Source organism: Chitinophaga sp. sic0106 (genome assembly GCF_019219075.1).
Lineage (GTDB): Bacteria > Bacteroidota > Bacteroidia > Chitinophagales > Chitinophagaceae > Chitinophaga.
The window spans coordinates 1-25,410 of record NZ_JAHUWJ010000026.1 but is presented as its reverse complement, the minus strand read 5'-3'; the positions used below and the strand labels follow the sequence as shown (position 1 = coordinate 25,410).

24 protein-coding genes are annotated in these 25,410 nt (G+C 46.5%); 10 read left to right on the top strand and 14 right to left on the bottom strand.

All coding sequences use genetic code 11. The features are described 5' to 3' along the window. Positions 1 to 24: 24 nt before the first annotated feature. The 4 genes from KW844_RS26400 to KW844_RS26385 all read right to left on the bottom strand — a co-directional run bounded on the left by KW844_RS26400 (position 25) and on the right by KW844_RS26385 (position 2,639). On the bottom strand, positions 25 to 360 hold the full coding sequence (locus tag KW844_RS26400) for a translation initiation factor (protein ID WP_218379770.1): 336 nt from the start codon (positions 358 to 360) through the stop codon (positions 25 to 27). Between the two features lie 19 nt (positions 361 to 379). Beyond that, the gene (locus tag KW844_RS26395) at positions 380 to 1,258 is read right to left on the bottom strand and encodes a diacylglycerol kinase family protein (RefSeq protein WP_218379769.1); all 879 of its coding nucleotides are present in this window, start codon (positions 1,256 to 1,258) and stop codon (positions 380 to 382) included. 9 nt (positions 1,259 to 1,267) lie between these two features. Next, positions 1,268 to 2,119 carry a carboxylating nicotinate-nucleotide diphosphorylase gene (gene nadC, locus KW844_RS26390; RefSeq protein WP_218379768.1) on the bottom strand — a complete coding sequence of 284 codons (852 nt, stop codon included), beginning with the start codon at positions 2,117 to 2,119 and terminating at the stop codon, positions 1,268 to 1,270. Positions 2,120 to 2,228: 109 nt separating this feature from the next. Next, complete coding sequence (locus KW844_RS26385; RefSeq protein ID WP_218379767.1) at positions 2,229 to 2,639, bottom strand: DUF4783 domain-containing protein; 411 nt, start codon at positions 2,637 to 2,639, stop codon at positions 2,229 to 2,231. Positions 2,640 to 2,995: 356 nt separating this feature from the next. On the opposite strand from KW844_RS26385, the gene gpmI reads away from it, so the two are divergent. From gpmI to uvrC, 3 genes are all read left to right on the top strand, one after another. After that, the gene (gene gpmI, locus KW844_RS26380) at positions 2,996 to 4,519 is read left to right on the top strand and encodes a 2,3-bisphosphoglycerate-independent phosphoglycerate mutase (protein WP_218379766.1); all 1,524 of its coding nucleotides are present in this window, start codon (positions 2,996 to 2,998) and stop codon (positions 4,517 to 4,519) included. 300 nt (positions 4,520 to 4,819) lie between these two features. Next, complete coding sequence (locus tag KW844_RS26375) at positions 4,820 to 5,404, top strand: hypothetical protein (protein ID WP_218379765.1); 585 nt, start codon at positions 4,820 to 4,822, stop codon at positions 5,402 to 5,404. A gap of 2 nt (positions 5,405 to 5,406) precedes the next feature. Beyond that, a complete protein-coding gene (gene uvrC, locus KW844_RS26370) occupies positions 5,407 to 7,242 on the top strand; it encodes an excinuclease ABC subunit UvrC (RefSeq protein ID WP_218379764.1) in 1,836 nt (611 codons plus the stop codon). Here the strand turns inward: uvrC and KW844_RS26365 are convergent. From KW844_RS26365 to KW844_RS26330, 8 genes are all read right to left on the bottom strand, one after another. Then, positions 7,217 to 7,798, bottom strand: a complete 582-nt coding sequence (locus KW844_RS26365) for a DinB family protein (RefSeq protein WP_218379763.1) — start codon at positions 7,796 to 7,798, stop codon at positions 7,217 to 7,219. The genes uvrC and KW844_RS26365 overlap by 26 nt on opposite strands. Positions 7,799 to 7,891: 93 nt before the next feature. Next, complete coding sequence (gene gldN / locus KW844_RS26360) at positions 7,892 to 8,920, bottom strand: gliding motility protein GldN (RefSeq protein ID WP_218379762.1); 1,029 nt, start codon at positions 8,918 to 8,920, stop codon at positions 7,892 to 7,894. 22 nt (positions 8,921 to 8,942) lie between these two features. Beyond that, entirely contained in the window at positions 8,943 to 10,484 is a 1,542-nt protein-coding gene (gene gldM / locus KW844_RS26355) for a gliding motility protein GldM (RefSeq protein WP_218379761.1), read from the bottom strand. Positions 10,485 to 10,537: 53 nt separating this feature from the next. Continuing rightward, on the bottom strand, positions 10,538 to 11,278 hold the full coding sequence (gldL, locus tag KW844_RS26350; RefSeq protein WP_255578641.1) for a gliding motility protein GldL: 741 nt from the start codon (positions 11,276 to 11,278) through the stop codon (positions 10,538 to 10,540). Positions 11,279 to 11,418: 140 nt separating this feature from the next. Further along, positions 11,419 to 12,705, bottom strand: a complete 1,287-nt coding sequence (locus KW844_RS26345; RefSeq protein ID WP_255578640.1) for an SUMF1/EgtB/PvdO family nonheme iron enzyme — start codon at positions 12,703 to 12,705, stop codon at positions 11,419 to 11,421. Positions 12,706 to 12,975: 270 nt separating this feature from the next. Further along, positions 12,976 to 15,021, bottom strand: coding sequence for a thioredoxin domain-containing protein (locus KW844_RS26340; protein WP_218379759.1), 2,046 nt, complete (start codon positions 15,019 to 15,021; stop codon positions 12,976 to 12,978). A gap of 250 nt (positions 15,022 to 15,271) precedes the next feature. Next, positions 15,272 to 16,069 carry a uroporphyrinogen-III synthase gene (locus KW844_RS26335; protein ID WP_218379758.1) on the bottom strand — a complete coding sequence of 266 codons (798 nt, stop codon included), beginning with the start codon at positions 16,067 to 16,069 and terminating at the stop codon, positions 15,272 to 15,274. Between the two features lie 36 nt (positions 16,070 to 16,105). Further along, positions 16,106 to 17,170, bottom strand: a complete 1,065-nt coding sequence (locus KW844_RS26330) for a DUF4271 domain-containing protein (protein ID WP_218379757.1) — start codon at positions 17,168 to 17,170, stop codon at positions 16,106 to 16,108. 129 nt (positions 17,171 to 17,299) lie between these two features. Between KW844_RS26330 and hemW the strand changes: the two genes are divergently transcribed. Continuing rightward, positions 17,300 to 18,424, top strand: a complete 1,125-nt coding sequence (hemW, locus tag KW844_RS26325; protein WP_218379756.1) for a radical SAM family heme chaperone HemW — start codon at positions 17,300 to 17,302, stop codon at positions 18,422 to 18,424. 77 nt (positions 18,425 to 18,501) lie between these two features. Here hemW and KW844_RS26320 read toward each other — a convergent pair whose 3' ends face one another. Both KW844_RS26320 and KW844_RS26315 read right to left on the bottom strand, forming a co-directional pair. After that, complete coding sequence (locus tag KW844_RS26320; RefSeq protein WP_218379755.1) at positions 18,502 to 19,476, bottom strand: deoxyhypusine synthase family protein; 975 nt, start codon at positions 19,474 to 19,476, stop codon at positions 18,502 to 18,504. Between the two features lie 96 nt (positions 19,477 to 19,572). Beyond that, the gene (locus KW844_RS26315) at positions 19,573 to 20,025 is read right to left on the bottom strand and encodes a PepSY-like domain-containing protein (protein ID WP_218379754.1); all 453 of its coding nucleotides are present in this window, start codon (positions 20,023 to 20,025) and stop codon (positions 19,573 to 19,575) included. A gap of 336 nt (positions 20,026 to 20,361) precedes the next feature. Here KW844_RS26315 and KW844_RS26310 point away from each other — a divergent pair, with 336 nt between their 5' ends. The 6 genes from KW844_RS26310 to KW844_RS26285 all read left to right on the top strand — a co-directional run bounded on the left by KW844_RS26310 (position 20,362) and on the right by KW844_RS26285 (position 25,285). Beyond that, entirely contained in the window at positions 20,362 to 20,958 is a 597-nt protein-coding gene (locus KW844_RS26310; RefSeq protein ID WP_218379753.1) for an ACP phosphodiesterase, read from the top strand. Between the two features lie 91 nt (positions 20,959 to 21,049). Next, a complete protein-coding gene (locus KW844_RS26305) occupies positions 21,050 to 21,658 on the top strand; it encodes a DUF2911 domain-containing protein (protein WP_255578639.1) in 609 nt (202 codons plus the stop codon). 280 nt (positions 21,659 to 21,938) lie between these two features. Then, on the top strand, positions 21,939 to 23,078 hold the full coding sequence (locus KW844_RS26300; protein ID WP_218379752.1) for a cystathionine gamma-synthase: 1,140 nt from the start codon (positions 21,939 to 21,941) through the stop codon (positions 23,076 to 23,078). Between the two features lie 135 nt (positions 23,079 to 23,213). Then, a complete protein-coding gene (locus tag KW844_RS26295; RefSeq protein WP_218379751.1) occupies positions 23,214 to 23,987 on the top strand; it encodes a TIGR02757 family protein in 774 nt (257 codons plus the stop codon). 12 nt (positions 23,988 to 23,999) lie between these two features. Further along, positions 24,000 to 24,944, top strand: coding sequence for a DUF6263 family protein (locus KW844_RS26290; protein ID WP_218379750.1), 945 nt, complete (start codon positions 24,000 to 24,002; stop codon positions 24,942 to 24,944). A 2-nt stretch (positions 24,945 to 24,946) separates the two neighbouring features. Further along, on the top strand, positions 24,947 to 25,285 hold the full coding sequence (locus KW844_RS26285; RefSeq protein ID WP_218379749.1) for a hypothetical protein: 339 nt from the start codon (positions 24,947 to 24,949) through the stop codon (positions 25,283 to 25,285). Positions 25,286 to 25,410 lie beyond the last annotated feature (125 nt).

The window sequence follows — 25,410 nt, the reverse complement described above, 5'->3', positions numbered from 1 at the left end:
CTGATATTTATCAGCCCCTTCTGTTTATTTAGTTTTCTTATAGCCCCAGTCCTGCAGCCATTTTAAAATTTTTTCTCTGTAATCTCCCTGTATCAGGATAATTCCGTCTTTAACACTACCACCGGTACCACACTTGGTTTTCAGTTCTTTTCCAAGTTTTTCCAGGTCTTCTTCTTTCCCTGCAAATCCATCTACAATCGTTACTACTTTGCCGGCACGTTGCTTTGTATCCAGTTTCACTTTGAGCATTTGATTAGCAGGGGCCAGGGTTTCCTGTTCTTCCTGCGGCTCAGGCTCCAAAGAAAAGTTAGGATCTGTTGAGTATACTATACCACTGTTGTTTGCTTTCTTTTTAGACATCTTCCCAACATTTTAAAAGTTATGAATTTACGACCACCCTGATCGCTTTTTCCTGTATCCGCAATGTAACTTCATTGCCGGTGAAAGGAACCGCGTCACCGTCCACCTGCAGGAACTGCAAGCTGTTGCCGGTGATGGTAATAGTTTTTCCTGTATAATGTTTAAGATAACGTGTTTTATCAATATTTCCCTTCAGAGAGTGTAAACTTATCGGGAGCAGCTCCAGGAATTTAACCGGTGGCATGATGCAGACATCCAGCATGCCGTCGAAAACGCTGGCGCGTGGCGCCAGTTTGAATTCGTATCCGAACTGGTTGCCGTTGGCCACCGTGAGCAGAAATGCTTTTTCTTCCAGCTCTTTGCCATCGATATTGATGGTATAGGCTTCCGGCCGGTAGCTGTTAAAACGTTGTATCACCAGTTTAGCGTAGCCATACAGACCCCGTTTGGTGGTATGACGAAATTCCTCCGCCACCAGGGCGTCGAAACCTACGCCGGCATTGCTGAGGAAAAGGTGTTCGTTGGCAAAGCCAACGTCCATCGTTTTTTGTTTGTTGGCTACAATCAGCTGTAGGGCCTTATTTGCGTCCAGTGGAATTTTTAGGGCTCTGGCCAAACCGTTGCCACTGCCCAGCGGAACAATGGCGAGGGCGGCATCAGTACCTACCAGACCTTGTGCAATTTCATTGATGGAACCGTCGCCACCAACAGCTACCACTGTATGGACGCCGTTTTTCACCGCGGCTGCGGCGAGGTCTTTACCATGGCCGAGATAGGCCAGGTGAGTGATTTCCACGCTGTATTCCGTGGCAGGGAAGTATCGGCTGATGGCACCATCGAGGTGCTTCTGCCTGTCGGTACCCGCTTTGCGGTTGATGATAAATAGAATCTTTTTCAAAATAGCGGTTTATAAAATAATAGCTTTCAGGCTGAGATCCAGGCTCACGGCATGGTGAATAATAGCACCAACGGAGATGAAGTCCACCCCGGTTTTTGCATAATCTTCAATGGTATCCAGGTTTATGCCACCGGAGGCTTCCGTTTCTACCCGGCCATTGATCAGCTTCATAGCTTCAACAATCTGATCAGGTGTAAAGTTATCAAGCATAATGCGATCCACGTGCCCTACGGCCAGCGCTTCCCTCACATCTTCCAGGTTACGGGTTTCCACCTCTATTTTCAGGGGGAGATGGCGTTCCTGCAGGTAGGATACGGTTTTGGTAACCGCAGCGGTGATTCCTCCGGAAAAGTCAATGTGATTGTCCTTCAGCATGATCATATCGTACAGGCCCATGCGGTGGTTTACGCCACCACCTATGCGTACCGCTTCTTTTTCCAGCATGCGGAAGTTAGGCGTCGTTTTGCGGGTATCGAGTATACGTGTATGGTAGCCTTTGAGCTTTTCGGTGTATTGGTGGGTGAGGGTGGCAATGCCGCTCATCCGCTGCATGCAGTTGAGCACGAGGCGTTCCCCCATCAGGAGGGTGTGTACGGCTGCATTCACCTCAAAAGCCACTTCACCTGCTTTCATGGCGTCCCCGTCATTTTTAAGCGGGGTAAATACCGTAAACATATCCAGCCATTTGAAAATAGCTGCTGCCACTTCCATGCCGGCCAGGATACCGTCTTCCTTAATTTTAAGCCTGGCGTTCCCTTTGGCGTCCGGAGGAATGCTTGCCAGGGTGGAATGATCACCTGTTCCTATATCTTCTGCTAATGCGCTTCTGATGAAGGCATTTAGCGCTGCTTGGTCTAACATACGCGTTTATTTTAGCGGCTTCTTGCCCGCAAGTTGCGCAAAAATAAAAAGTGCCCCGCAATTAAATGCGGGGCACCGGGGTTTTTCAACTAATTTATGTGTTGTACATCTATTTATTTTCGAAACGGAGCTCATTGAGCACCATCGTATTCCCTTTCTTCTGCAAAAAGAAGGAAAGACGGTAAGTTCCTCCGGAGGTGGTCAGGTTACCAATACCGAAACGGGAACCGTCACCTCCCTGGTGCACCAGCTCAAACCCTTTTACCGGGTTTTTAGAAAAGAAATCTTTTAAAATAATCTCAGCCTGAGCTTTGCTGTAAGAATTGGATTTTCCCGTCATGTTAATCTCAACGTTCGCATCCATGTAACGGGATAAGCCATTCACATCTCCCTGTTTGATAGCTCCTACAACATCTTCAAAAGGCCCTGCTACTGAAACTTCATACGAGCTTGCCGACAGCGTAAATGCTGAAATAACTCCTCCCAACAATATCCCCAGCACAATCAAAAGCTTTTTCATTGTCAGTTATTTAATTAAAAATGTGATTTTTCTAACTCAAATTAAAAGCGAAAACTATGCCAAACGCCCTGTAAGTCAACAAAATCCCATCATCGTGGTAGCTTTGAAGGGCATAGCCATTGCATCTCTTTTATATGTTTTTTTATATAAATATTAAAATATGCAAAACTTTCATTTTTGCAGCGTCTGCTTCCGCACTCAGTGCGGGAAATAGTGTCTCCTCTTCAGCCCAAAGTTTCTGAATCTTTTTGTCCCGCGAAAATACGATCTACCTGGAAAGATTTAGATAGTATTTCAATCCATTATGAGTATTTTCACCCCTCGGGAACAAATTTAAAAATAACCTTAATTAGGATATGGAAAAGAAAAGAGCCATTCTCGTCATCATGGATGGATGGGGCGAAGGTAAAGTACCTGCTGCAGATGCCATTGCAAACGCTAAAACGCCATTTGTTAGTAGTTTATATAGCAAATACCCACATAGCAATCTGATTACCTGCGGTGAAGATGTAGGTTTGCCGGAAGGACAGATGGGTAACTCTGAAGTAGGTCACCTCAACATCGGTGCCGGCCGTATCGTATACCAGGAACTCCAACGCATCAACGTAGCTGCACGCGATGGGGAACTGGCACAAAACAAGGTACTGCTCGACACCCTGGCACATGCTAAAAACAACCATAAAGCATTACACCTCATCGGCCTCGTGAGCGACGGTGGTGTACACTCTCATATCAGCCACCTGAAAGCATTGACAGACATTGCCAAAGCTAACGGAGTAGAGAAAGTATTTATCCACGCCTTCACAGACGGCAGGGACACCGATCCTAAAAGTGGCTTAGGCTACCTGGAAGATCTCAGCGCTCACCTGAAAACCTCCGTTGGTCAGATCGCCTCCATCACCGGCCGTTACTACGCCATGGACCGCGATAAACGCTGGGAACGTGTACAACTCGCTTATGATGCCCTGGTAAAAGGCACCGGTACCCCTACCCAGGATGTTATTACCGCAGTAAAAGCATCTTACGCGGAAGGTGTAACCGACGAATTTATCAAGCCTATCATCGCTACCAATGCGGAAGGTCAGCCACTGGCCACCATCCAGGAAGGCGATGCCGTGCTTTGCTTCAACTTCCGTACAGACCGCTGCCGCGAAATCACCGAAGTTCTCACCCAGAAAGAGTTCCCTGAATTCGGTATGAAGCCGCTCAGCCTGTACTATACCACCATGACGGAATACGACAAAACCTTTAAGAATGTACACGTTATCTTCGAAAATGATAACCTGAACATGACCCTCGGTGAAGTAGTATTCAACAACGGTCTGAAACAGATTCGTATAGCCGAAACCGAAAAATACCCGCACGTTTCCTTCTTCTTCTCCGGTGGCCGTGAAAAAGAATTCGATGGCGAACGCCGGCTGATGGTGCCTTCTCCAAAAGTAGCCACCTACGACCTGCAACCGGAAATGAGCGCCAACGAAATCACCGATATGATCGTACCAGAGCTGGAAAGCAAATCGGCCGACTTTATCGCGCTGAATTTCGCTAATGCTGACATGGTAGGCCATACCGGCGTATTTGAAGCAGCCGTAAAAGCAGTAGAAACCGTTGACCATTGCGTAGAGCGCGTAGTGACCGCTGCACTCGCGAGCGATTACGTAGTGTTCCTTACTGCCGATCATGGTAACGCTGATTTCATGGTTAACTCCGATGGCACACCTAATACCGCACATACCTTAAACCTCGTACCGTTCTTCATAATCAGCAAGGACTTCCAGGGTCAGGTAAAAGATGGTAAACTCGGTGATATCGCCCCTACAATTCTGCATTTCATGGGATTACCGGTTCCTCCGGAAATGACCGGAAATTTATTGGTGTAATATTTTATCTTTTTTCACATAATCTGAAGGTTGTCGCATACATTTGTGACAACCTTTCTTTATTGCAAAACCCCGGTACTGGCCAACTTTACAAGGTACTAGATAACTAAATGATCCTTTTTTCTGATGCCCTGTAACTTTTGATCATTCACTGACGTTTAACATCTACCAAACCGATTATAATGCAGTCTACATGACTGATATTCATATTTTTAGTGCTCTCGACAGATTTGCTCATGCATCGATGCGCCGTTTTTACGGCGCATTTTTTATGCCCCTGATAAGTATTAATTTTGCAGTATGAGGAACCACCCGGCATTATTTTTACTCGCATCTCTGCTGGCTTTTACCGCCTGCAGCAACATCACTCCCAAACCTGTTACAGGGCAACCTGATAAATTCATAGATCTGCCCGGATATTTTAAGTCAGAAGAAAAACTGCTGGTGCAGGCTGGCGGCACCATGGAAAAAACGGTACTGCTAAACGGGCAATCTGCACAGTCCACCTTTGACAGTAAGGACTCCAATGCAGTACAACACCTCCTGAAGCCTTTCCTGGACATAGATCTGAATAAACCCTCCCTGCGTGATGCATACGATACTACCAGCCTGGCCGATCCGTTTTCCGGCCGGAAATCTGTCATCTACAAATCAAAAGGTGTACAAACCAATCCCGAAGAAATCACGATGGAACTGGATAAGAATGGAACCATTCAACAGGTTACCGTACAGTCCTTTACATCCAACATGGTATACGAATACCGGCAACATTTGATTTACCAGCGAGGTAAATCCATTCTCATTAACACTTATCAGAAAATTGCATTTCTTTCACCGAAAGAATTGGAAATATCAGTAAAAGCAGGCGCTAAAAACCAGCTGTAATCATGACGGGAGCAGAATTTCAAAGCATTTCACACACGATACCGGTACAGGCAGGTATTTACAAATACTACGACGAGCAGGGCACATTATTGTACGTGGGAAAGGCCAAAAGCCTCCGCAAACGCGTCAGTTCCTATTTTGTAAAGAATCACGATAACTATAAAACGAGGAAACTCGTTGAACACATCCATCATATTGAGTTTACCATTGTAGACTCCGAACAGGATGCATTTCTGCTGGAAAACTCGCTCATCAAGCAATTCCAGCCTAAATACAATATCAATCTCAAGGATGATAAAACCTATCCCTACATCGTGATCAAACACGAGCCCTTTCCACGGGTATTTCTTACCAGGAATGTGGTGAAGGATGGGAGTGAGTACCTGGGTCCGTTCACGTCCGTTGGGCGTGTACGCGAGCTGCTGGAGATCATCAAATACAATATTCCTTTGCGAACCTGCAACCTGAACCTATCGGAGCAGAATATACGAAAAGGCAAATTCAAGGTATGCCTGGAATACCACCTGGGCAACTGTAAAGGCCCCTGCGAGGGCTTGCAAACGGAAGCAGACTACCGCGAAAATCTCTCCCAGGTAAAAAATATCCTGAAAGGAAACCTGGCACCGGTGATGAATCTTTTTAAGGAGGAGATGACCTATTTCGCCACTAACATGGAGTTCGAAAAGGCGGAAATTATGCGCAAGAAAATTGAGAGTCTGCGCGCCTACTCGGCCAAATCCACCATTGTGAATACCCGCCTGGGTAATATGGACGTTTTCAGCATCATCAGTGAAGGCAACCATGCCTACGTCAATTACCTGCGTATCCTGAATGGCACCATTGCGGATACCAAAACGGTAACACTGGAAAAACAACTGGAAGAAACCGAGGAAGAGGTGCTGGTATATGCCATAGCCTATCTGCGGGATGTGTTTAAAAGTATTAACAGGGAGATAGTAGTGCCCATTCCGATTGAGTATCCGGAACATGAGGTAACCCTTACGGTACCTAAGAGCGGGGATAAAAAGAAACTGCTGGAACTGTCGGAGAAAAATGTGAACTACTTCAAGGAAGAGCTGTACCGCAAAAAAATCCTGCACCTGGAAGGCAAGAGTGATATGGAAAGGAAGCAGGTGCTGTATCAACTGCAGGCAGACCTGGAATTACCGGTGCTCCCATTGCATATCGAGTGTTTTGATAACTCCAATTTCCAGGGTGCTTATCCGGTATCGGCCTGCGTGGTGTTTAAAGACGGAGTAGCCTCCAAAAAAGATTACCGGCATTTCAATATTAAAACGGTTCAGGGCATCAACGACTTTGCCTCTATGACGGAAGTAGTGCATCGGCGCTACAGCAGACTCCTGGCGGAAGGAGAGCCATTACCACAACTGGTGATCATTGATGGAGGTAAGGGACAACTGGGCGCTGCCATGGATAGTATCCGGGCGCTCAACCTCATTGGGAGTATGACGGTGGTGGGGCTGGCAAAGAATGAGGAAGAAATCTTTTTCCCTGGTGACTCGGAAAGCATCAAACTGCCTTTCAACAGTGAGAGCCTGAAACTGATCCGCCGCATCCGCGATGAGGTACACCGCTTCGGTATTACTTTTCATAGAAATAAGCGCTCCAAAGGCACCTTTAAGAACGAATTGGAAGGGATTAAGGGCATTGGGCAGAATACTGCTACACAGCTACTGAAAACCTTCCGCTCTGTAAACAAAATAAAGCAGCTGCCCCTTGAAGACCTGGTGAAGGAAGTGGGCAATGCAAAGGCAAAAATTATTTGGGATTATTTCCATCCGGAAGAAGGCACTACGAATGTTTCGCTGCCGCAATAGCTCTTTCGGCCTGGCGCAGGTGGCGCTGCATATGTGCAATGAGGAAGGCAAAGGTATCGCCGGCGGACATACGAATAAAGGATGACAGGGAGGTGGGTACCTTCACTTTTTCGAGATTAATCCGGGTGGCGGCCACGAGCAGACTTTCCATTTCTACCTGTTGTTCCACAAATTCTTTCAGCACTTTATCAGCAGAAAGCTGGATAATGGGCTGATGATCTTTGGGGGCCTGCATTTTTGATTTGGGGTTACCGCTGCTGTCTGGCAGCATGAGCCGGGTAAACCAGCCGCCAACGAGGCCGCTGCGAAACGCAGGATCAGCCCTGGTACCTTTTATGACTGCCTGTTCTATGGCTTTTCCCAATGCAGGGAGATAAAAACGGCCGTAGGAGTTGAGATGTTCGAGGCATTGGATGGCGCTCCAGCTGTTAGGCTGTGGTGGTTGAAGGAGAGCCATATCCGGTTGTCCACCGAAATGGGATGTTGCGAGTGCACGTGCCGTGGTAACCTGATTTTTAAGTTGTTGCAGGAATTGCTGGGAATTAACGGGGGCCATCTGCTACAGTATTTTCAACAAAGCTATAAAAGAAAAGGCAATCAGTGTATACTGATTGCCTTTTCTGTTGTATGATCAGGTCAGATGTAGCGATTAATACTGCCAGAGGTCCTGTTCTTTGTTGAAGATACGGTCTTTGATGGCCTGACCTTCGAGGAGGCGCATTGTACCATCTTTGATGTAATCTTTGATTTCGCGGTTATAAGTGTTGTTTTCCTTCACTACATAACTGCCAAAGAAGCGCATTTCGAAGAGGTCTTCCCAGCTGATGGTAGATGCGTCGTTGTTTTGATTATACACATCGTATTTAGCCAGCACAGGGCGCATATCCGGGTAGTACACCCAGAACAGTGGGATAGAGGCACGTACCGAACCGTCTTCGTTCATACGGGACATGAGTGGTGCAATACCGAGTATACGAACTTTGAGCTGTGAGGCTTCTTTATCGAATACCCATACTTCTTTGATCTTGTATTGTTTGATAGTGTTGGGATCGAAGTCGTCGCGGGTGGTTACCAGCTTTTCCTCACCGGTTACAGGGTCGATGGAACGCACCTGTCTTTCTTCACCGGAGATTTTCTTTTCGATCTCATCGTACGGCATCAGGGTTGTGAAGCGATCGTCTATAGGGTTGAAGGCTTCTACTTCCTTGTTTTTAATTGCGTTGAGCAGAATACTGATAAACAGCTGATTGGTACCTGCTTCATCCTCTACATTGTATTGGAAAGGCAGATTGATTTTTTCCCTCACGTCGATCACTTGCCAGACGCGTTTTTCCCAGAAGCGGTCATCTTCGCGGATATAGTCGTACACGATAGGTACGCGTTCTCTCGCGAGGTTACGTTCTACCACACCGTCGATACGCAGCGATTTACGCGGAGTATCCACAGGGGCTGCGGCAGCTGTTGGAGCAGCGCCTGCAGGAGGGGGAGGGGGAGTAGCAACGGCGTTACCAGTTGCCGGATTCACCACCGGTGCGTTGGGATCTTGTTGAGGGGCGGCAGCCTGTGTTGCAGTTCTGCGGCGGGTTGTACCACCACGGCGCTGCGCTTCAGCTGCTGTTGCCAGCATTACCAGCAACATTGTGCACCAACCAATTCTGTTAAAGATTACTGCTCGCATATTTCAGCAATTAATAAATCCGTTAGTTTAATTTATACATGGTAGAAGGCATGGTACGAACAACGCCGTCCGGTCCTTTTACTTTTACGTTATCGATGTGAACGATATCACCTGGTCGCAGTGAACGGATAGAAGCGGTAAGGTTTGCAGGGAAGTAAGGAGATGATGCATCACCTTCCTGGTATTCTTTACCTCTTGATTCGATACCTACACGGAAACCAACTACATCGTATTTAACACCTTCGAATTCGAAATCTTCCAGTACAGCGCGAACACCTTGCTGGATTCTGAATTCAGCTGCTTTAACGCTACCACCTTTATAGGTTCCTACCTGGAGGGTTGGATCTGGCACGCGTTTTACGCGGAATTCTTTCTGCCCCAGGGAGCGGGTTTTACCGTCGATGTTAGCAACTACGTTGATAACAGCTTTACCTGGAGAAGAAACGCTCACTACATAAGTACCTGCTGATTTTTTAGTGATGCTACCGCTACCTGAAAGGGAGGCAGAAACACTTTCGGCTGGTACACCGGCGGCAGAGATAGAAATCGGGTTCTGTACACCGATGTACAGTACGTTCATTTTATCTGCAGAGATGGAAGTGCTGGAAGCACCTACATTATAAGTTTCGGTAAAAGGGAAGGATTGTGGTTCGCCGCCATTAGGAGCTTGCAGTGTTACTGTACCAGAGATGGTTTTTTCACCGATGCCGCTGGCAGTTGCTCTGAAGGTACCGAGACCGTCATGCGCTTCGATGGTTTGACCATTCACCGTGATAGAAGGATTCACGGTAGAGCTGTAGGCACCTACTGCGATATTTGCTACCACTTCCTGTCCGTCCATCAGATTTTTGGAGTTCAGGGAAATGAAAGGTCTGATTTTGTCGAATTTGAAGTCTTTTTCACTGATCTGTTTGAACAGGTTATCAATGATAGCGGCTTCAGAGTTTTTGATATCGTTCTGGAATTTGCTCAGGATGGTAACTGCTGCAATAGTAGGTACCATGTTGAAGTGGTAGGTGGTCCATGTTTTTTTAGTTTCAGTATCATGGCCATTGGATTTACCCACTTCAATTTTGAGTGGCAGGGATTTTTCGAAACCTGGTTTGTCGGTAGCAGAAACGTAGGAGAGGAATTGATTGCGAAGCGCTTTCAGTTTAGCTTCCAGTTCAGGACCTTTCTTGAAGTTTTCCATTACACGGGTAGGAGCATCCTGGTCGCTCATACCTTTAATGTCACCATGTTCGTCTAAACCACCAGCTTCCGTGATGATCGTTTTTTTCAGGCCTTCTACATAGTCAAAGGCTTCTTTGGACGCAGCCTTTACCTTGTCTGCTTTCTCTTTGAAAGGACCGGCTTTAGCAGCATCAGCTTCCATTTGTTTCGCGAACTGAGCATAAACGACGTCGTTTTTCTCAGTGATGGAACCGTTGGAAGTATTGATTGAGTTATTAACGATAGTAAATGCGTTCAATATTTCAGCAGACACGTTCAACGCCAGCATGGCCGTCAAGACCAGGTACATGATGTTGATCATCTTCTGCCGGGGATCTTTAGGTAGTGCCATAGTTTGTTTTCAGAATTTAAGAATGATGTTGATTCGAAACTAATAGCATTTCCTTATCTCGCTCCGTGCATAGCGCTCAGCATGTTACCGTAAACGGTATTGAGGTTGCTGAGGTTTTTAGCAAGCAGTGTGATTTGTTCCTGGGCTTTCTTAGCATCTTCGATGCTGTTGCTCATAGCAGCTGAAGTATTCTGCAGGTTGCTGTAGAATTTGTTCATTGCTTTGAGGTGGTTGTTAGTATCCTGCATTTCCAGTTCGTAGATAGCATTGAGGGAGGCCAGGTTTTTGGTCATACCCTGCATCTGAACATGGAAATCTTTAGTTGATTCAGAAGCACTGTTGAAGGAAGAAACCGCAGATGCAGCCTGTGTGTATGCAGTTGCTACGTTACCGATAGCAGCGGCAGCTTCACGGGTTTTAGCAGTGTAGTCGCCGGTGGCAGCTACTACGTCGCTGATGTCTCTCATTTTGTCAACAGTTGTACCCAGTTTCTGGAAGTTTTCGCTCAGGCGTTGCAGGTTAGCAGGCGTGATGTCTGCTTCCTGGAGCATTTTGTCGAGACCGGCAACAGCAGGGCTGCCAGCAACAACTACAGCACCGCCTTCCGCATGACCACCACTGGTGTCTGGAACGAATGCATAAACAAAGAAGATCAGGGCTTCTACGCTCAGACCAACGATCAGTGCGATGTCAGCACCTTTCCAGTGTTGGATTTTAAAAAGTGCGCCTATAATTACCACGGAGGCTGCAATACATACGAAAAAGTTCAGCCAGCTAGCTTTCTTAGGATTCATAGCCATAGGTTAAAATTTAATCTGGTTAAAGTGATTAGTGTTAAATTTCTGTATGGAATAGTTAATACTCAACGATTTGCGGATAATGTACATCATAACTAAAAGGCTTTTCTTGTGTTTAATAATAGAGCCATTTTACCTTAGTGACGTCCTTTTGTTCTGCGGCTCAGCGCAATGGTGCATCTGAAACCTACGTAAGACTTAGCACTGTCCTGATACTCATATGTCCTGGTACCAGTCTGAAGGAAATAGCCGATATCTTTCCAGGATCCTCCTCTGATGGCCTTACGTTTCATTTTCAACGGGGCATCATCCGGAACATCCATTCTTAAATACGGGTTCATATCAGAGGTAAAGGAATAAGCATTTTCGTAGAAGATATCCGCTGTCCATTCCGCTACGTTACCTGCCATGCAATACAGGCCGTAATCGTTAGGCCAGTAAGCGTCGGCACGTACGGTGTAGAAACCACCATCTTCAGGATAGTTACCGCGGCCAGGTTTGAAGTTAGCCAGCAGACATCCTTTTTTATTGCGGATATAGTAACCACCCCAAGGATAAGGAGTTTGTTCTCTACCACCGCGGGCGGCGTATTCCCACTGTGCCTCAGACGGCAGCTGGAATTTATCTTCTGTAAATAATTTCTTGGAGGTACGATAGTCTTCCCAGAACTTACTTCTCCATTCACAGAAAGCAGTTGCCTGGTGCCAGTTTACACCCACTACCGGATAGTTATCAAATGCCGGGTGCCAGAAGTACATACGTGTCATCGGCTCGTTGTAGGCATATGAGAAGTCCCTGATCCAGCACAGCGTGTCCGGATAAATAGGTACGTCTTTTTTCACGATGAACTGAGAACGCGGTTTACCAGCGTTTTCTCTCAACTTGGCTTTATCCCAGTTGAAAGTTTCCTGATGGTAAATCAATTTTCCCACATCAATATCTTTGCGGCCATAGAGGCGGTCCGCTTCAGAATAGATCATGGCATCCAATTTCTCATTGATACCCTTATCTTTCCAGTCAATTTTCTGCTTCCAGTCAATAACGTCCTGACCATCATCCTGCTTCACATGTCCTAACAGGATATGTGCGATGGAGTCACGAACCCAGTTCACAAACTGGCGGTATTCGTTATTGGTGATTTCCGTGGCATCCATATAGAAGCCGGAAATGGAAATAGACTTGTTACGGGCTGTAAACGCGTAGTTTACATCCTCGTCACTCGGTCCCATGTGAAATGTTCCTGGTTGTACGTAAACCATTCCATAGGGTACAGGGGGATAATACTTTGGCCTTGGACTAACGCCAATCAGTTGCCCTTGCGCATTTTTGGGGGTTTTACTACCACCACAGCTGGCAAGCAGGGAAACCAGCAAAATTGCCAACAGACCTCTTAAATAGTTAAGCTTCATAAGGGTAGCTTTCATCAGAATATGTTTTTCTATTAACCAGCCAGGCGTTTTTGCCAGTAAACAAGGGAACACTTTTTCTCATATTGTCACCCGCTGCGTTTATATGAAAGATAGCAAATGTAATAATTAATTTTAATCCGTAGTTACTTTTTATCCAACTTTTTCAATTCCACACACAGCGACCCGGTAACTAATTTAAACGTATTTTTTAACATTTTATTATATCCATATAATAACATTTTTGAATTTATATGCATCCCTTACGGTATGCAAGTTACATAATAATTATATTAAATTAATAATTTCACTTATATAAAAAACAGGCTTAATGCAATGGTAATCTTTACATAAATACACCAGTGTTTCATTTTCCTTGTATCGATCTATCAATAATGGTATATCCTCATTATTTTTTTCTGCACCCAATAACACCCGATACGGAATAAACCAGTTGCCCGCTTCAGATAACCTGGCCTGGTAGTCGTGCCCAACTACCGCAATTTCGGCTGTTCCTTGTACAAACTGTAATAACTGAGACGCCCAAACGCCAAATGAGGTGGGGTATCTTACCGCGGTTTGTGACAGTCCGGACACCGCGCCTATGGCTTTGTCTGCCAGACTCTTATCTCCGAAAACAACAGAAAGGGTCCAAAGGTTCTGCGCCATAATCGCATTGCCACTAGGTGTAGCCCCGTCGTATACTTCCTTCTTCCTGACTATAACGTCTTTTTGGTCGTCTATCGTATAATAAAAATATTGTCCACTTTCGTCTGAAAAATGTGTAATTACAAAGTTAGTCAGGTCACGGGCGGTATAAAGATGATCCTGGTCACCAGTTACCTCCGACAACGCTATCAGCGCCCTGATCAGGTAAGCATAATCGTCCAGGAATGCCGGATATTTAGCTTTTGATTCCTTCCAGGTATGATAGAACGCGTAACCTCCCTCTTTTATGCGAAATTCCTGCAAACAAAATCGAATATTCCGTATAGCCGCTTCCCGGTAGGCCTCCGTACCGATGGCCGCATATGCCCGACAATAAGCATGGGCCATCAGCGCATTCCAGCCCAGCAATATCTTATCATCCAGCCCCGGCCTCACCCGCTGCGCCCTTACTGCCATTAGTTTTTCCCGGCAGCCCTGTAGCATAGCTCCCAGCACCGCTGCATCGTAGCCCTTTTCGGCTGCAAACTCCGCAAGCGGCTGCTGTACCCACAAAATGTTCGTTTCCTCCCAATTACCATGCTCACTTACATCGTAATATTCACAGAAAGGTCCGGCCTGCTCACCCAATACCTGGTGAATCTCCGCCTTACTCCAGGTATAAAATTTCCCTTCAACACCCTCAGAATCAGCATCCAGGGCTGCGTAAAACCCACCCTGCGGCGATGTCATCTCCCTGGAAATAAAATCCAGTGTATCCTTTATCGTTTGCGCATATACGTCGTTTTTAGTGAGCTGATATGCATCACTCAGCACGTCAATCAGCAAGGCATTGTCGTACAGCATTTTCTCAAAATGCGGTGCCAGCCATTTCTCATCCACGGAATAACGGGCAAACCCGCCTCCAAGGTGATCGTATATACCTCCCTGCAGCATTTTATCCAACGATAACAATGCCTGCTGCAAGGATTCGGGATGTTTATAAAAATGATGGTACCTCAGCAGATAGCCAATGGTAAAAGTTTGCGGAAACTTAGGCGCCCTGCCAAATCCACCCCATACCTTATCGCCCTGCCGCAGCATATTTTCACAGATGGTATCCGCCTGCTCTTTGGTAAACAGCTCATCTACAGGCACTTTCAGGTTGAGACTAGCCTGAATACCAAACTGACTGGCATGCTCCAGATGCTGCGTAAGCGTGGTGGCCTGCTGCTCAATCTCATCCCGCTTATTCACAAAAGCGTCCGATAAAGAAAAAAGTACATCCTTCCAGGATGGCCTGTTATAGGCATTTACTGGGGGGTAATAGGTGCCGCCATAAAAAGGTTTTTTCTCAGGCGTCAGAAAAACATTCAGCGGCCAGCCACCCGCTCCTGTCATCGCCTGCACCGCATCCATATAAATATGATCCAGATCCGGCCGCTCCTCGCGGTCGATCTTGATATTGATGAAATGCTCATTCATGATACGCGCCGTTTCCGGATCTTCGAAACTCTCGCGCTCCATCACATGGCACCAGTGACAAGCAGCATATCCAATGCTTACCAGTATTGGTTTATCCTCTTTTACCGCCCGCTCAAGCGCTTCGGCTCCCCAGGGATACCAATCAACAGGGTTATGTGCATGTTGTAGCAAATATGGGCTGGTTTCGCCTATCAACTTATTCATGGAATCCGGTTAGATTTAGATTGGATCTGACAGTTAGTGTAACGTGATACAAAGAAATTACTTTTCGGGATTTATAGAAATTATTTTTTCAGTTTTCCCCGGAGCGGGAAGCGACCCTCGGCCGCTCCGCTCCGGATTTTTGTTTCGCACCAACGGCGCTAAGCAAAATTCCGGGTGCTACAGGATTGCAGCCAATAAAAAAGGGACAGCACCATGGCTGTCCCAGTCAGTTATTTCAAGCGTCCTTCGCTTATTTCTTACTTGTTGTAGCTGCTGCAAGGTACTGTTCCAATGCCGCTACCATGCTCGGCGCCTGCGGAGCAGGAGCTTTTACGTCCAGTCTTAAACCCGCTTCTTCTACTGCTGCCGAGGTTGTAGGACCAAACGCCCCGATACGGGTGCCGTTCTGTTCAAAACCTGGTACATTTTCGAAAAGAGATTTAACCCCATACGGACTGAAGAAAACAATCATGTCGTACTTGTTCGCCGCCAGCTCATTCTTTACATCATTGGATACTGTTTTGTAAAGGGTTGCCGTGGCATACTCACACTTGTTAGTCTTCAACCATTCCTCGATGTCCTTCTTTTGGCTATCCGCACTCGGGAACAGGAACTTCTCATTGTCCTTGTGCTTGTTCATAACCTCAAGAACACCCTTCGTAGAGCCATCCGCTCCATAAAACACCTTACGCTTACGGTAAAGGATGAATTTCTGGAGGTACAACGCTACTGCTTCGGTAATACAGAAATATTTACAATCCTGAGAAACCTTTACCTTCATCTCTTCGCAAATGCGGAAAAAATGATCCACTGCATTGCGACTGGTGAAAATTACGGCCGTGTAAGTCAGGATGTCAATTTTCTGCTTCCTGAATTCCTTAGCAGGTAACCCTTCCACTCGAATGAACGGTAAAAAATCCAACTTAACATTGAATTTCTTGGCCAGATCAAAATAAGGAGACTTTTCTGTTTCAGGCTTAGGTTGAGAAATTAGGATTGACTGAACTTGTTTACCTTGCAAATCTTTTTTTGTCCCGCCTTTAATCATACTTTTTTATGCTCTAGTGTTAACAATAGGCGGTAATCAGGGATTACCAGTTAACCAGATATTCAGTAACACCTTTGTTAGTATTAAAACCGGTGCTACTTCGAATGCGCAAAGGTAAAGAAAAAAATGCAATTTACTGAAAGACAGGTATTGCTTTACCAGCGAATAAGACCTAATATACCTATAGATAACCAGTAATATAATGAAAAATATCGAAATATAAAGAAAGGCCTGGGCTATTTCAGCACTGCAGAAGGCTAATATTACCACAAAAGGTACCAGCAGCACGCCTAAGATCTTGTTAATCAGATACAAAATAAAAATGTAAGCATCCGCCAGTTCCGCATTACCAAACAACCAGCCGCAAAACCTCAGTACCACATACTTGGTACCATAAACCATCCCCACCAGCGCTATCAATCCGGGAATCAGCATCCAGGGCTCGGCCTGTGGAAATACCTGCTTACGGTACAATACCAGGTACAAATACACCCCCAGTGAAATGATGAAAAAAGCGTTAAACAGAAAATTCGGAAACGGCGACTGCGACAGCTGATCCTTCAGCTGGCGCTGACTCAGCGTCGGGTTTAGAAAAGCCCTGAACAGGTCCGTAAAATATTTCATATACGACAACCGGATAATACTGATCACCAGCACAACACCGCCCACCACGTAAATCAGCCAGTCCATGTTTTTGTACGGCCGCGTGACATTGACATCTCTGTACACAGGCTTACCCGCTTTCAGAAACATATTGGTAGCAGCTATTTGCTGCATATACAGATCGTAGTAGGAAATTGGTTTGGGCTTGGAAACCGCCACCACGGTTGTGTCGCCCGCTTTTTTGACAGTATCCGCAGGGGTAGCAGCAGCCACAGCAGTCCGGTGAGTGGTATCCCTTCTGGCAGCAGCTCTGGCGGCAGAATCCAGCCGGGGCCTTACCGGCTTAGGTTTTGGACGTACCGTATCCGCAGCCTGGCGGGCAGCAGTATGTGTAGGAGCAGGCACCTTTGCGGAGTCTGCCTGTTGGGCCATCAGCGGCAGATAACAGATAGTAAGTAGTAGCAATAACCAGTTGCGCACCCGGAAATGATTTTTCAATGAATTGAAAGAATGGCAAATAACGGCATCCTGTTCACAAAACAAAATTGCAACGTAATTTTGATGTTTGCAAAGATATTAAAATACTCCATAGTTGGCCCAGCGCCACCAAGGATAAGGAAAGCATTCATGTCGGGGATATACATACATATACCATTCTGCAAGCAGGCTTGTTACTATTGTAACTTCCATTTCTCTACGTCTGTTTCTCAGAAAGATGCCATGGTATCGGCCATCATCAAGGAAATAGCACTGCAACAGCACTACCTGGGAACGGATACCATACACACCATTTACTTTGGAGGAGGGACTCCCAGTTTATTAGCTAAGGGAGACGTAGATGCCATTTTGCAACAACTACAGCGCCACTTCACTATTGCTCCGGACGCTGAAATCACCCTGGAGGCCAATCCGGACGACCTGACTATGGAAAAGCTGCTGGAGCTGAAGCATTCCGGTATCAACCGCCTCAGCATCGGCGTGCAGTCCTTCCATGAAGCAGACCTCCAATGGATGAACCGTGCACACAACAGCCAGCAGGCCATTGACTGCATCACCAACGCGCAGGCGGCGGGTTTCAACAACATCACCATCGACCTGATATACGGCAGCCCCGGCCTGTCGGACGAGGGCTGGGAATACAATGTACAACAGGCCATCCGCCTGGGCGTACCGCATCTTTCCTGCTATGCACTCACGGTTGAACCGGGAACTGCGCTGGATTCGTTTATCCGTAAAAAGAAAATGGAAACAGTAGACCCGGAAAAAGCTGCCAGGCACTTTGAGAAGCTGATGCAGTGGGTGGAAACTGCCGGCTACGAACACTATGAAATTTCCAACTTCGCCCTTCCCGGCTGGCATAGCCGCCATAACAGCAGCTACTGGAAAGGTTTGTCGTACCTGGGACTAGGGCCATCAGCACATAGTTTCAACGGCCACTCCCGGCAATGGAATATTGCCAACAATGCGCTGTACCTGAAAAGTATCAGCGCCGGAGAGGTTCCATTTGAAATAGAAACCCTTACTGCAGAAATGCAGTTCAACGAATATATTATGACTTCACTGCGCACCAGCGTGGGCTGTGATACCGGTTGGGTAGGAGAGCGGTTTGGAGCAGACCTGGCCAGGCAACTGCTGGCCAACAGCCGGGAATTCATTTTCAAGGGTTGGATGGAGGAATCAGGCACGCACCTGCGACTCACCAAAGCCGGCCGCTTGTTTGCAGACGGGATAGCCGCCGACCTGTTTCTCTGACATCTCCCGTAATAAAAATAAAAAAAGTCGTGACGCCCATGCGTTACGACTTTTTCGCTTTAATATCTGTTTACTGACTACCAGCCAAGGATATACGCAAACATCAGTGGCGCTACGATGGTAGCATCTGATTCCACGATAAACTTAGGCGTGTGAATATCCAGTTTACCCCAGGTGATTTTTTCGTTTGGAACTGCACCGGAGTAAGAACCGTAAGAAGTGGTAGAGTCAGAAATCTGGCAGAAGTAACCCCAGAAAGGAACATCTGTCCATTCCAGATCCTGGTACATCATAGGCACCACGCAGATCGGGAAATCACCGGCGATACCGCCACCGATCTGGAAGAAACCTACGCCTTTACCGCCGGAGTTTTGACGATACCATTCAGACAGGAAGATCATATATTCGATACCTGACTTCATGGTAGAAGTTTTGAGTTCTCCTTTGATGCAGTAAGAAGCAAAGATGTTACCCATGGTGCTGTCTTCCCATCCTGGAACGATGATAGGAATATTTTTTTCAGCAGCAGCGAGCATCCAGCTGTTTTTAGGATCGATCTCGTAGTGTTCTTTCATCACACCGCTCAGCAGCAGCTTGTACATGAATTCATGCGGGAAGTAGCGCTCACCGGCTTCTTCAGCGTCTTTCCAGATTTTATAGATATGCTTCTGAATACGGCGGAAAGCCTCTTCTTCCGGAATGCAGGTATCTGTTACGCGGTTGAAACCTTGTTCCAGCAAATCCCATTCTTCCTGAGGGCTGAGATCGCGGTAGTTTGGTACACGTTTGTAGTGTGTATGTGCTACGAGGTTCATGATATCCTCTTCCAGGTTTGCACCAGTACAGGAGATGATATCAACTTTACCCTGGCGGATCATCTCTGCGAAAGAAATGCCCAGTTCAGCTGTACTCATGGCACCAGCCAGAGTCACCATCATTTTACCACCTTCCAGTAAGTGTGTTTCATATCCTTTGGCAGCATCCACCAATGCAGCGGCATTAAAGTGGCGGTAATGGTGCTGGATAAATTGAGAAACAGGTCCCTTGTTCATGTCATTTAGTCATTTATACATTAACAGCCTGGCTAATAAAGCCATAACAGGTGGCAAAGTTAAGATAAATTTACTGGTGATGGCATGTGCGGTGGATTATGCTTTCTGGAGTTTCTCTTTGAGGGTAAGGTTGCCATTCTCATCTGCCCTTACTTTCATCCATGTTTTTTCGCCTTCCAGCATGATCATGTAGATGGTACCTCCGGCAGATTCGAATTCAACAATAGATTGAATGCTGTTGCCTGGATATTTTTTCATGAGTTTATTCACAACGGCCAGTGGTAAGCTTTCTGCTTCAATCCAGCGGGAGGTAACCAGCAGCTCACCGTTTGCATCAAAATAAGCATTCACCCGGGTGTTGTTCAGCGTGAATTTAGCGGTGAATGTTTTGTTATCATCCGTGAACCATTTCACGTCACTCACATTTGCGAAAGCATTATCGAATGCGGACTTCACCTTAGTGTTAACGGTGGTTTCATAAGGCACAGCATAGATGTTTGCTGAGGTAAGTGTCAGGGCTGCAACGATTGCAATCAGGAACTTTTTCATAGTACGAACTTTTAGAGGTTTTTGAGATTAATTTAGTTTCCGAATAGTTGTTTTTTAATAATTGGTTTTTGTTCGATAACTCAAAGCTACATCTACTAAATACGCGCAGATATAATTCTTTATTAACGGCCAGAACTCAGGCAGGTAGCTGGATACGTGTTGCGACAATTAATGCATTTTCTGTATCCCGCTGTCTGTAAGAGCCGCTGTACTTATAAAGTAGACTGAACGTAAAAAAAGTTGCATGGGGTTAGGTTAAAAGAACGTTAAATAGGATAAGATGCAGATAAAAGAAGGAATGTTACATTTGTTGGAACTCAACAGCAGCTTAACTATATGAATCATCTGGCCCACGCATATTTATCTTTTGGCGATCCTGAAATTATTACCGGCAACCTCATTGCGGATTTTGTTAAAGGGAGAAGACAACTTGAACTGCAGGAAAAGGCTATACAAAAGGGGATATTGATCCACCGGGCCATTGATACGTTTACCGACCAGCATCCGGTAACGGCGCAGGCTAAAGCATACTTTAAGCCATCTGCGCGGTTATACAGCGGAGTGTTTACCGACCTGGTGATGGATCATTTCCTGGCTACGGACACTTCCCGGTTTACGGATGATAGCCTGTATACTTTCAGCAGGCAGGTGTACTGGCTGATAGGGGAGCGGGCCGACGGCCTTCCGCCGGCGTTCCTGGAAATGTTTGGTTACATGAAGGAATACGACTGGTTATATAATTACCGTTATATAGAAGGGATTGGCAGGTCGCTGCGGGGCATTGCCCGTAGAGCAAAATACCTGGAAACCTCCGGGGACGTGATTTACGCTGCATTCATGGAACATTACGACGGGCTGAAAGCCTGCTACGAAGCGTTTTTCCCGGAACTGGAAGGCTATGTGAGGGGAATGACCGATCATGCAAACTCCTGAACCACAACGGCCTATCCTCCTACTTTTTGGATTGGTTAAAAAGCGGTAGGTTTGGGCCCAATTTCCATATCAAGAAAAAATAGTAATCCGGATGATGAAAAAAGCAATGGTAGTTGCCTTTATGATGGGCATGTTTTGTTTGAATGCAGGCGCACAGGATAAGAAATTACCTCCTATGGACGCCAGCCCGATGGACATGGCCTATTACCCTGTAATGTACCCGTATGTAGTAAAAGTAAAAGGTGAAAGTGCCGGCCCGCTGGTAGCAAGAGTTATCTACAGCCGTCCCCAAACCAAAGGCCGTGAAATTTTCGGCAACCTGGAAGAATATGGTAAAATCTGGAGATTAGGTGCCAACGAAGCCACTGAAATCGAATTTTTCAGACCTGTTGTTATCGCCGGCAAATCCGTTCCCAAAGGCCGGTATACTATGTATGCCATCCCAACAGAAAAGAACTGGACCATCATATTCAACAAGGAAACTGATATCTGGGGCGCTTTCAAATACGACCCGGCAAAAGATGTGGTAAGAACTACCTTGCCAGTACTCCAGCTCAATACACCAATTGATGCATTTACCATGGCTTTTGAAAAAGCTGATGCAGGTGCAACCCTGATCATCGCCTGGGACCGTGTGAGTGTAAACATCCCAATCAAATGGACCGATGCATCCAAAACAACGGTGAAAAAATCCAAATAAGTAAAAAAAAGAAAGGCGGTAAGAATACCGCCTTAAAAATTTTAACCATATCCTATGAAAAACCTAAACAAATTTAATCCGATTATCTTTTGCGGTACATTCGAATCCGTGAACGCTAAAAAATAGTTCGTAAGCGTAAAAAATAATACGATAATATTTTAATATTAGCTAAATCGGACAAGTAAAACCCCTGTTTCCCCCTCTTTTCTCCCTTTCTCTTTCTTAAAACGAATGTATATTTGGTAACCACCAGAATTGTTCATTATAAATTATTTAAGACATGAAGCTGGGTACCAAACTCATACACGCAGGTGTAGCTCCCGATCCGTCCACAGGGGCCATTATGACGCCTATTTTCCAAACCTCCACCTTTGTGCAGTCTGCCCCGGGGGATCATAAAGGCTACGAATATGCCCGCACCCAAAACCCCACCCGTGATGCCCTGCAGAACGCACTGGCAGCCATTGAAAACGGTACGCACGGCATCTGCTTCGGCAGCGGCCTCGCCGCCACAGACGCAGTGCTGAAACTACTTAACCCGGGCGACGAAGTACTGGCAACCAACGACTTATACGGCGGCACCTATCGCATATTCACGAAAGTATTTGAGCGCTATGGCCTCAAATTCAAGTTCATCAACATGCAGGATGCCCACAATATAGAAAACCATATTACCCCGCAAACCAGGATGATATGGATTGAAACACCCACTAACCCGCTACTCAATATCATTGATATACAGGCCGCTGCACAGGTAGCCCGCAAAAGCGAGGTCATACTCGCGGTGGACAATACCTTTGCATCTCCCTACCTTCAAAACCCACTGGACCTCGGGGCCGACATAGTAGTACACTCCGCTACCAAATACCTCGGAGGCCACAGCGATGTGGTGCATGGTGCCGTAATCGTGAAAAATGAAGCGCTGGCCAAACAGCTGTATTTCATTCAGAACAGTTGCGGAGCCGTACCTGGTCCGCAGGACTGCTTCCTGGTACTGCGCGGGATCAAAACCCTGCACGTGCGCATGCAGCGCCACTGCGAAAACGGCGCAGTGATCGCTCACTACCTCCGCAACCACGCCAAAGTGGACAGAGTTTATTGGGCCGGTTTCCCGGACCATGTCAACCATGATATAGCTAAAGCACAAATGCGCGGTTTCGGCGGCATGATCTCCTTTACCCTCAAAGCTGACAGTGTGGAAGAAGCTAATAAGGTACTGAGCGGCACACACCTGTTCAGCCTGGCCGAATCACTGGGCGGGGTAGAATCCCTGATCGGCCACCCGGCCACCATGACGCACGCCTCCATACCAAGAGAGGAGCGCATCAAAAACGGCCTGGCCGACAGCCTGATACGCCTCAGCGTAGGCATAGAGGATGCCGACGACCTGATTGCAGACCTGCAGCGGGCACTGGGATAAAAAGTTAGGCGTTTAGCACTATCTTTACCAACACCTGATTGCTAAACCATATCCACAGCCAGATTACCGGCTGCATGCGTGAACGTATATACGTTCACGCATGCAGCCGGGCTGTTGATACATTTATAAACAAATATGAAGATGCAGCAGCTCCGGGATTTTCTGAACGCCAAAGCCGAACAGTACGACCATCCGGACTTTATAACCAACGATCCTATCACTATACCACACAGCTTTACCAAGCTGCAGGATATCGAAATCTCCGGCCTCTTCGCCGCCATCCTTGCCTGGGGAAACCGCACCACCATCATCAACAAGTGCAGAGAACTCATGAATATGATGGACAATGCTCCCTACGACTATATAAGGCACCATAAGCCGCGTGAAAGAATGAAACTAATGTCTTTCCGCCACCGGACCTTCAATGGCCTGGATCTGCTTTATTTCGTGGAATTTCTCCAGCATTATTATTCCAACGTCACCTCCCTGGAATTCGCCTTCAGTGGTCATATGTCGCCCGATGATGAAAATGTGGAAAAAGGACTGATCGGATTCCGCAAAGTATTTTTTGCGCTCGAACACCCGGAAAGAACAGGTAAGCATATATCCACACCCGCTCGCAACAGCGCCTGTAAACGATTGAATATGTACCTTCGCTGGATGGTGCGTAAAGATGAAAATGGCGTGGATTTTGGACTGTGGAACCACATATCGCCGGCTCAACTTGTTTGCCCGATGGATGTACATGTGAGCAGAGTAGCGGCCAGACTGGGCATCATCCAGGACCCTAAGGCAGACTGGAAAACAGCCGTAGCGCTGACGCATCAGTTAAAAAAGCTGGACCCGGAAGATCCGGCGAAATACGACTTCGCACTGTTTGGACTGGGAGTAATAGAAAAATACGTTTGATAAAAAATAGCAATGATGAAAAGATTACTGGGCATTACCCTTACGATCATGGCCGCCACATTTCAGGTGCAGGCACAGGAATACACCGACTTAAACTACCAGTTCCAAAAAGGACAGCAATTTGAACTGGAACAGAAAAGCCGCAACGAAACCTACATGACTGTAAACGAAACGCAGCAGCGTACCACCCGGGATTATAACAACATCATAGTTATCGATGTAACGGAGGTAAACCCGGGTAAATCCGTACTCAGCTTCTATTACAAGGATCTGAAATTCAACTTCAACGCTAAAAACACCAATATCGCCGTAGATGCTAAAGGCCCTGCTACCGAAGAACCTTTCCAGGAAGGCCTGAAGCAGATCCTGAAAAAACCGTTTACGGTAGAGATCAACTCTTTCGGTGTGATTAATAAAATCGAAGGGCTGGATGAATTGCTGGACAACGCTTCCGTGGCTTTCGACAAACTAAAGAAAGACGAACAGGCCGCCTATAAAAAACTGATGAAAGACCAGTTTGGTACCGAAGCCTTCAGGAGCTGGCTCGAGCAATTACTGGTTATGTATCCTGCCCATGGCATTAAATCCGGTACACAATGGGAGGAAAGCGTGCCTATGCGTGGAGGCCTCATCGGCTCAATAGACCTCTACTGGAGCCTGCAAACCTGGGATTCCCAAACAGCCAAGATCAGCGGCACTTCAAAAATACGAACCGATAAAGTGCAGCTGCTCACACTCGAGGATGATATTAAGGCCACCGCCGAAATCAACGGTAGTACACAATCCAACTACCTCATCAACCGCAGCTCCGGCCTTCCCAGCATCTGCGTACAGAATACCGAATTAAACGGCACCTACAAGTACAAAGTGAATAAAGCAAAAGGTATTAAAAAAGAGATCCTTGTTCCCGTGAAAATCGTTACCAACGCGAGCTACAAGATCAAACAAATGAAATAACCATGGCACTGCCGGTACATATACAGGAAACAGCGGAATGGGCATCGCAAACTTTTGAACTGCGTATACCCGGCCACGTGAGTTACGAAACCTTGCAGCATTTGCTCTCGGAACGGCTTAAAACCCTGATAAATACTGACTTTCAACAGTTTGTATTTCTTTTGTACCGAATAGATGTATCAGAAAAAAAAGTACAGGCCATCATCAGCGAAGCAACCGCCGCACTGGCCGAACCCTATAACGAAATTGCGGCGCTGATCATAGAGCGGCAACTGCAAAAAATAATCACCAGGGCCAGCTTCCGGCAGCAACCGCCGGACGATGACGAGGAAAAGTGGTAAATCGAGTAGGAAGTGAGGGATTATTTCCCTCACTGTCCTCTCACACCACCGTACATGCGGTTCCGCATACGGCGGTTTGTTAGAATAAGTTCATTTGGTGGGTTGTTTTCCAATAGTAGTAGTTC